The sequence below is a fragment of the Streptomyces sp. KR55 genome, assembly GCF_052245645.1.
In the GTDB taxonomy this organism is placed as follows: domain Bacteria; phylum Actinomycetota; class Actinomycetes; order Streptomycetales; family Streptomycetaceae; genus Streptomyces; species Streptomyces flavusporus.
In genome coordinates, this window is record NZ_JBQQCE010000524.1 from 1 (window position 1) to 6,687 (window position 6,687).

Here is a 6,687-nt window from a genome sequence, read left to right on the forward strand (position 1 = left end):
GGGTGGTGAGCGGGACGCCTCGCGAGCCGGGTGGCCCGTCCACGGGGTCGGTCCGGCGCAGCGCGCCGACGAACTCCGCCAGGTCCTTGGCGAGCAACTCCGGCTCCTGGAGCGCTTCGACGGCCGGATTGCGCCCCTCCAGCCACCGGTACACCGACCAGGGCCACGCAAACCCCGCACCAGGCTCGCCCTGCCCCACCGGCTCGGGCGTGTCGAGGGGCAGCAGCGGCCCCAGCCGGGGCAGCCACCGCATCTCGTGCTCCACTCCCTCGACGGCACGGGGATGCCGCGGCAGTCGCACCACCAGGTCGGCGCCGAGCCGGAACATCGCGTTCTCGGTGCCCGACGACTGCAGCCGGCGCACGGGCAGCCGAGCCCACTGCGGGAACTGTCCGGCGATCAGCCGACGGACCAGCGAGGCGTCGACGTCGACCTCGTCCGTATGCATCTTGTGGGCACACATGAGGGCCATCCCAGCGGCCCGGCCCGGCCTTTGTCGAACGATTTTGACGCCGGGTCAGTGAGAGCGGGTTCCTTCGTCCACCACCCGCGTGATCTCCCGTGCGATGCGCAGGATGCCGGGCGAGCGCACCGGGCACGGTTTCGGGGTGGACGTCGTGGGCGCCAGACAGAAGTGCAGGTAGTCGTCGTCGCGGTGGAGGGCGGTGCGGTCACTGCCCGGCTGGGTGCAGTAGTCGGGGTGGGCGCGCTCGTAGGCGGTGCACGGCAGGTACTGGGTCCAGGTGTAGCGGGCCGATGCGGGGCTCACCGCCCGCCCCGCGTCGGCGACCAGGTCGCCGGAGGCCGCGGCCCGTTCCTCGTAGAGGGCGTTCACGCGCCGGACCCGGTCGGGGGTGATCGGGTCCGGGCCCTGCAACACCCAGACGATCCGCGGGCGCCGGGTACCGCCGGCCGCGGTGATCTGCTCGGTGAGCCGGCGCGCGTCGGCGGCGTACCGCTCGAAGTACCGGGCGCGGGAGGCGTCGTAGGTGATCCCGTCCATGCACGGCGTGTAGCCCCAGGCGTTCCCCCAGAACTGCAGCACCACGAAGTCCGGCCGCACCGAGCGCACCAGGGCGGCGGCCTTGTCGGCGTCCGGCACGAGGGACCGCTCGCCCGTGCCCTCGAGGTAGTCGCACAGGGTGGTGCCCGAGTACGGGGCGCTGGTGGACCGCGCTCCCAGGTCCCGGCGCAGCTCCCGGCCGAGGACCTTCTGGTTCTCCATCGCCAGCGAGTCCCCGAGATACAGCACTGTGGGCGCCTTCGCGGGCACGGTGGGGGATGCGGCGGCCCGCTGGTGCGTGGTGGGCGAGGCACCGGGTACGGAGGGCGCGGGCGGTGCGGCGTCCGGCCCGGACGCCGGATCCCCGCAGGCGCCGAGGAGCGTCACGCCGACCAGCAGCAGCCCGACCACCCACCGCCTGTGCATACGGCCACCCCCACCCCGCCACCGACAGGGCTGCCCAGGCAAGCACAGCCCGGCGGCAGGGGGAAGACACGCGTCGGCCACGGGAGCCGCGGACGCCCACCCGTGCCGTACGTGTGTATGGGATCGTCCACCGGTGTTGGCGTGTTGGTCACCGCAGGGTCAGGACAGGTCGTTCACCAGCACCGCCGCCCCGTCGAAACGGCCCGCCTTCAGATCGGTCAGGGCCCGCGCCGCCTCCGACAGCGGGTAGGCGTGCGTGGTGGCGCGCACCCCGTGGCGGGCGGCGAGCGCCAGGAACTCCCGTGCGTCCTCGCGCGTGTTGGAGGTGACGCTGCGCAGCTCCTTCTCGTAGAACAGCTCGCTCTCGTAGCGCAGCGGTGGCACGTCGCTCAGATGGATACCGGCGATCGCCAGCACCCCGCCCCGGTCCAGCGCCCGCAGCGCCACGGGGACCAGGTCGCCGACCGGGGCGAACAGGATCGCGCTGTCCAGCGGCTCCGGAGGGAGGTCGTTCGGGTCCCGCGCCGAGGTCGCCCCCAGCTCCAGTGCGAGCCGTCGTGCCGCCGCGGCCCGGGTCAGGACGTGCACCCTGGCGCCCTCGGCCAGGGCCACCTGCGCACACAGGTGGGCGCTGCCCCCGAAACCGTACAGACCGAGCCGTCCGCCCGGCGGCAGCGCGGCCCGGCGCAGCGCCCGGTAGCCGATGATGCCGGCGCACAGCAGGGGCGCCGCCGCCACGTCGTCGAGGCCGCCGGGCAGCCGGTGAGCGAACGCGGCCGGAACGGTCGTGTACGGCGCGTAACCGCCGTCGGCGTCCCAGCCCGTGTACTGCGACGCCGGGCACAGGTTCTCGGCGCCGCGCGTGCAGTGGACGCAACTGCCGTCGGTGCGGCGCAGCCAGGCCACCCCCACCCGCTCGCCGACCGGGAAACCGCGCACCGACGCCCCGAACCCGGCCACCACGCCGACCACCTCGTGCCCGGGCGTGACCCCCGGCCGGTGCACCGGCAGATCCCCCTCGGCCACATGCAGGTCGGTACGGCACACCCCGCAGGCCCGCACCTGCACCAGCAGCTCATCGTCCCCGGGCACCGGCACCGGCTTCCCCAGCAGCCTCAGGGAGCCCTCCTCCACAGGCCCCGGCGCCACCACCGACCATGCCCGCATCGTCCCGTTCGCCATCCCGCGTCCCGCTTCGCCGGCCCCCACCCGCCTTCCGCCCTCCAGTCTGGAACGGAAGGGCATGTTCGGCGCGCGGGCCGCCCCTCGGATGACTAGCGTGAGGAAGCGGACAACCCCACCAATCCCGGAAGGGCCGCAGCCATGGCCGTGAAACCTGAGGGAATGCCCTGTTGGGCCGACGCGATGTTCACGGACGTCGAGGGAGCCAAGACCTTCTACGGCGAGGTTCTCGGCTGGACCTTCGGCGAGGCGTCGTCGGAGTACGGCAACTACACCCAGGCCTATGTCAACGGCAAGGCGGTCGCCGCCGTCGTACCGCCCATGCCCGGCCAGGAGGAACAGCCGCAGTGGTGCCTCTACTTCGCCTCGCCGGACGCCGCCGCCACCGCGGGCAAGATCCGCGACAACGGCGGTGAGCTGGTGATGGACCCGATGCAGGTCGGCGACTTCGGCACCATGTGCCTGGCCCGAGACCCGGGCGGCGTCGTCTTCGGCGTGTGGCAGGCGGGCAGCCACGAGGGGTTCGAGGCGCCCATGGAACAGCCGGGCGCGTTCTGCTGGGCCGAGGTCTTCACCCGCGATCCGGAGAAATCGGACGCGTTCTTCCCCGCCGTGTTCCCGTACACGGCGCAGCAGATGGACGACAACGGCATCGACTTCCGGATCTTCAACCTCAGCGGGAACCCGGTCCTGGGCCGGATGAAGATGACCGAGGACTTCCCGCCCGACGTGCCGCCGTACATCAACCTCTACTTCAGCGTCACCAACTGCGACGACGCCGTCGCCACGGCCACCAAGCTCGGCGGCATCCTGCGCTTCGGGCCGATGGACAGCCCGTTCGGGCGGTTCGCCGCGCTGAGCGACCCGCAGGGCGCGAGCTTCTCGGTGATCGACACCACGACGACCGAGGGCGAGATGCCGAAGCTCACCGACGTCTCCTGACCGACTCCGGCGACCGGGCGACCGGCCCGTACATGGCATGATCGGACCATGGGTGAACGAGTGGTGGCCGCGTGCGACGGGGCTTCGAAGGGAAACCCCGGACCGGCGGGCTGGGCCTGGGTCGTCGCCGACGAGAGCGAGACCCCGACCCGCTGGGAGGCGGGGCCGCTCGGCAGGGCCACCAACAACGTCGCCGAACTCACCGCTCTGGAGCGGCTGTTGGCGGCGACCGACCCCGGAGTGCCGCTCGAGATCCGGATGGACTCGCAGTACGCCATGAAGGCCGTCACCACCTGGCTGCCCGGATGGAAGCGCAACGGCTGGAAGACCTCCGCCGGCAAGCCGGTCGCCAACCAGGACCTGGTGGTGCGCATCGACGAGCTGCTCGACGGCCGCTCGGTCGAGTTCCGCTACGTGCCCGCCCACCAGGTCGACGGCGACCCGCTGAACGACTTCGCCGACCGCGCCGCCAGCCAGGCGGCGACCGTGCAGGAGCCCGCGGGCAGCGGCCTCGGCTCACCGGAGCCGCCGCCTGCGCCGGACGTTCCGCCGACCGCGCCGCGCCGCCGGTCCGCGACGGCCAAGCCGCGCTCCGGCTCCGCCCGCACGATCAAGGCCAGGTTCCCGGGCCGCTGCGTCTGCGGCCGCCCCTACGCAGCCGGCGACCCCATCGCCAAGAACGCCCAGGGCTGGGGCCACCCGGAGTGCCGGACGGTCGACGCGTAGGCGCTCCGCTGGAAGTGCGGTGCTTGAGCTGCGGGCCGGTGGGGGCTGGTCGCGCCCGCGCGGCGGAGCCGCATATCGGTACGGCCCCGCGCCCCTTTGGGGCGCTGCCGAACCGCACGACTTCGCCGAGCCCGCTCAGGCCCTGCCATTGACCTTCGTTTGCGGTGTCACAGATCGGGTGGCTGCCTGGTCCTAGTTGCGGGATCATCCGATTCAGTGCCGTGGTGAGAAAGGTCGATCATCATGAGGGGTACCGGTCGGGGGCCAGTCTCATGGGCACGCTCTGGCTTCAGCGGGGGCCACTCGGCGCGTGGTCGTGGCCATGAGAGGCCTCGCACCGTGACGCGCGACAAGGAGGACCCGGCATCGGTGGGCTTGCGCGCCCTTCCCCGTCCCGTGGCCGCGGTGGTGGGCGCCGGTGGAGTGTTCGGCGCGGCGCATGTCGGTGTCGGGTACGCCCTGGAGCAGCGCGGATTCCACCCGGACATGATCATCGGAACCTCGGTGGGTGCCCTCAACGGGGCCATCGCGGCCGCCCACCCCGACAGGGCCGCGCCGTGGCTGGACAACGTGTGGACCCAGTTGCGTCGCCGTGAGGTGTATCCGCTCGGCTACCTGTCCTCACGGGCCAGCGTCTTCACCGATCGCGGCCTGCGCCGACTGATCGCCCGGGCTGGGCTGCCGTCGCGGATCGAGCAGCTGGCGGTCCCGTTCACCGCGGTGGCCATGGACCTGGTCACCGGCGCTTCGGCGCTGCTCGATGAGGGAGACCTCGAGTCTGCGTTGCTGGCCAGTACAGCCATTCCCGGGATCCTGCCCCCGGTGGATCGTGAGGGCCGGACGCTCGTCGACGGCGGGGTGATCGCCTATGTCCCGGTACTGGCGGCCCAGCAGGCCGGGGCGGCCAGCGTGGTGGTGCTGTCGACCGGGCCGGAGAGTTCGGCGTTGAGCCCGGTCGTCCCGCGTCGGCGTGTCGGTGCGATCGCCGCCAGGGCCGGGCTGTTGCTGTTGCACCATCAGATCGAGCGTGACCTGCACGAGGTGTCCCAGCACATCCCGACCGTCGTGCTGCCCACCGGCATCGAGGCCTGGCCCGCCCCGTGGGACTTCGGGCATTCCCAGCGGCTGATCAGCACCGCGGAGCTCACGGCGGGGCGCTTTCTCGACGGGCTGCGCATCAGTGGGCCAGGCCTGTATCGGCTCGACGGCCCTTCGGCGACATCCGCCGGCCCGGGCGAGGCGTCGACTTCTTCCATATCGGAGGCCGGCCTGTGAGTACCATCGCCTTCCTCAACATCGGCATGCACGGGCGCGTCAACCCGACGCTGCCGGTCGTGGCCGAGCTCGTCCGGCGCGGTCACACCGTCACGTACCACACCTCACCCGCGTTCCGTGCGGAGATCGAGGCCGCCGGCGCGACCGTGTGCCTCTACCCCGGGGGCGACCAGCCGCTCCCCGATCCACCGACGCCGGTCACGCTGGTGGAGGGGCTCGCGCGTACCGCGGTCGGCTTGCTGCCCCCCGTGCTCGCCGACCTGCGCCGCGTCCGGCCCGACCTGATCGTCCACGACAACGCCTGTTTGTGGGGTGCGGTCGCCGCCCGCGAACTCGGGGTGCCGGCGGCGTCGTCGTTCACCACGTTCGCGTTCAACCGGCATGTGCCCAGCCCCACCCGCGGCTCCTGGGAGCTGCTGGTCGCGGCCGCGGCCCGGCCCCGCAGCGTCCAGGGCTACCTGCGGTCGCGCTGGGAGCTGCACCGCCGCTTCGACACACGTGGGTTGCCACTGCTCGACCTGGGGAACATCCGCCAGCCGCTCAATCTGGTCTACACCTCGCGGGAGTTCCAGCCTGCCGTCGAGGACTTCGACCAGTCCTACCGGTTCGTCGGCCCGAGCATCGGCGCCCGACCGGTCGACCCGTCGTTCCCGGCCGGCCGGCTCAAGGACCCGGTGCTGTACGCCTCGCTGGGCACGGTGTTCAACGCCGACCCGCAGCTGCTGCGCAGTTTCGCCACCGAGCTCGCCCCGCTGGGCGGCACCGTGATCGTCTCCACCGGGCAGACCGATCCCGACGCACTGGGTCCGTTGCCGGCCAACGTGCTCACCCGCCGCTTCGTGCCGCAACCGGAGGTGCTGGCCCGCGCGGCGCTGTTCGTCACCCATGGCGGGATGAACAGCGTCAACGAGGCCATGCATGCCGGGGTTCCGATGTTGGTGGTCCCGCAGGGCGCCGACCAGCCGATGGTGGCCCGGCGGGTCGTCGAGCTCGGCGCCGGCCTGTCGATCCGTACCCAGGACGTCGCCAGGGGCTCCGTGCGTGCCCTCGCCCGGCGCCTGCTGCACGACCCCGGGTTCCGGGCAGCCGCGGCCACCCTGAAGGTCGCCCAGCACAAGGCGGGGGGATATCAG

Annotated in this window: 7 protein-coding genes; 4 read left to right on the top strand and 3 right to left on the bottom strand. The window is 72.4% G+C overall.

Annotated features, from left to right (window positions below; genetic code table 11):
- From ACTWQJ_RS44080 to ACTWQJ_RS44090, 3 genes are all read right to left on the bottom strand, one after another.
- Positions 1-463: phosphotransferase (locus ACTWQJ_RS44080; protein ID WP_443312023.1), on the bottom strand; the 463-nt coding region annotated here is incomplete at its 3' end.
- A gap of 54 nt (positions 464-517) precedes the next feature.
- Positions 518-1,429, bottom strand: coding sequence for an SGNH/GDSL hydrolase family protein (locus ACTWQJ_RS44085; RefSeq protein WP_443312024.1), 912 nt, complete (start codon positions 1,427-1,429; stop codon positions 518-520).
- A 159-nt stretch (positions 1,430-1,588) separates the two neighbouring features.
- Complete coding sequence (locus tag ACTWQJ_RS44090; protein ID WP_443312028.1) at positions 1,589-2,596, bottom strand: zinc-binding alcohol dehydrogenase family protein; 1,008 nt, start codon at positions 2,594-2,596, stop codon at positions 1,589-1,591.
- A gap of 156 nt (positions 2,597-2,752) precedes the next feature.
- On the opposite strand from ACTWQJ_RS44090, the gene ACTWQJ_RS44095 reads away from it, so the two are divergent.
- The 4 genes from ACTWQJ_RS44095 to ACTWQJ_RS44110 form a co-directional block, all read left to right on the top strand.
- Positions 2,753-3,553 carry a VOC family protein gene (locus tag ACTWQJ_RS44095; protein WP_443312025.1) on the top strand — a complete coding sequence of 267 codons (801 nt, stop codon included), beginning with the start codon at positions 2,753-2,755 and terminating at the stop codon, positions 3,551-3,553.
- Positions 3,554-3,601: 48 nt separating this feature from the next.
- Positions 3,602-4,279: a ribonuclease H family protein gene (locus tag ACTWQJ_RS44100; protein ID WP_385514923.1), complete on the top strand. Its 678-nt coding sequence runs from the start codon at positions 3,602-3,604 to the stop codon at positions 4,277-4,279.
- Between the two features lie 339 nt (positions 4,280-4,618).
- Positions 4,619-5,554: a patatin-like phospholipase family protein gene (locus tag ACTWQJ_RS44105; RefSeq protein ID WP_443312026.1), complete on the top strand. Its 936-nt coding sequence runs from the start codon at positions 4,619-4,621 to the stop codon at positions 5,552-5,554.
- On the top strand, positions 5,551-6,687 hold a 1,137-nt coding region (locus tag ACTWQJ_RS44110), incomplete at its 3' end, for a macrolide family glycosyltransferase (protein WP_443312027.1). The genes ACTWQJ_RS44105 and ACTWQJ_RS44110, both read left to right, overlap by 4 nt.

What these genes read in the sequence shown, in the direction of transcription:
- ACTWQJ_RS44100 (WP_385514923.1), top strand. Translation starts at nt 3,602, where the DNA reads ATGGGTGAACGAGTGGTGGCCGCGTGCGACGGGGCTTCGAAGGGAAAC.
- ACTWQJ_RS44090 (WP_443312028.1), bottom strand. Translation starts at nt 2,596, where the DNA reads ATGCGGGCATGGTCGGTGGTGGCGCCGGGGCCTGTGGAGGAGGGCTCC.
- ACTWQJ_RS44085 (WP_443312024.1), bottom strand. Translation starts at nt 1,429, where the DNA reads ATGCACAGGCGGTGGGTGGTCGGGCTGCTGCTGGTCGGCGTGACGCTC.
- ACTWQJ_RS44095 (WP_443312025.1), top strand. Translation starts at nt 2,753, where the DNA reads ATGGCCGTGAAACCTGAGGGAATGCCCTGTTGGGCCGACGCGATGTTC.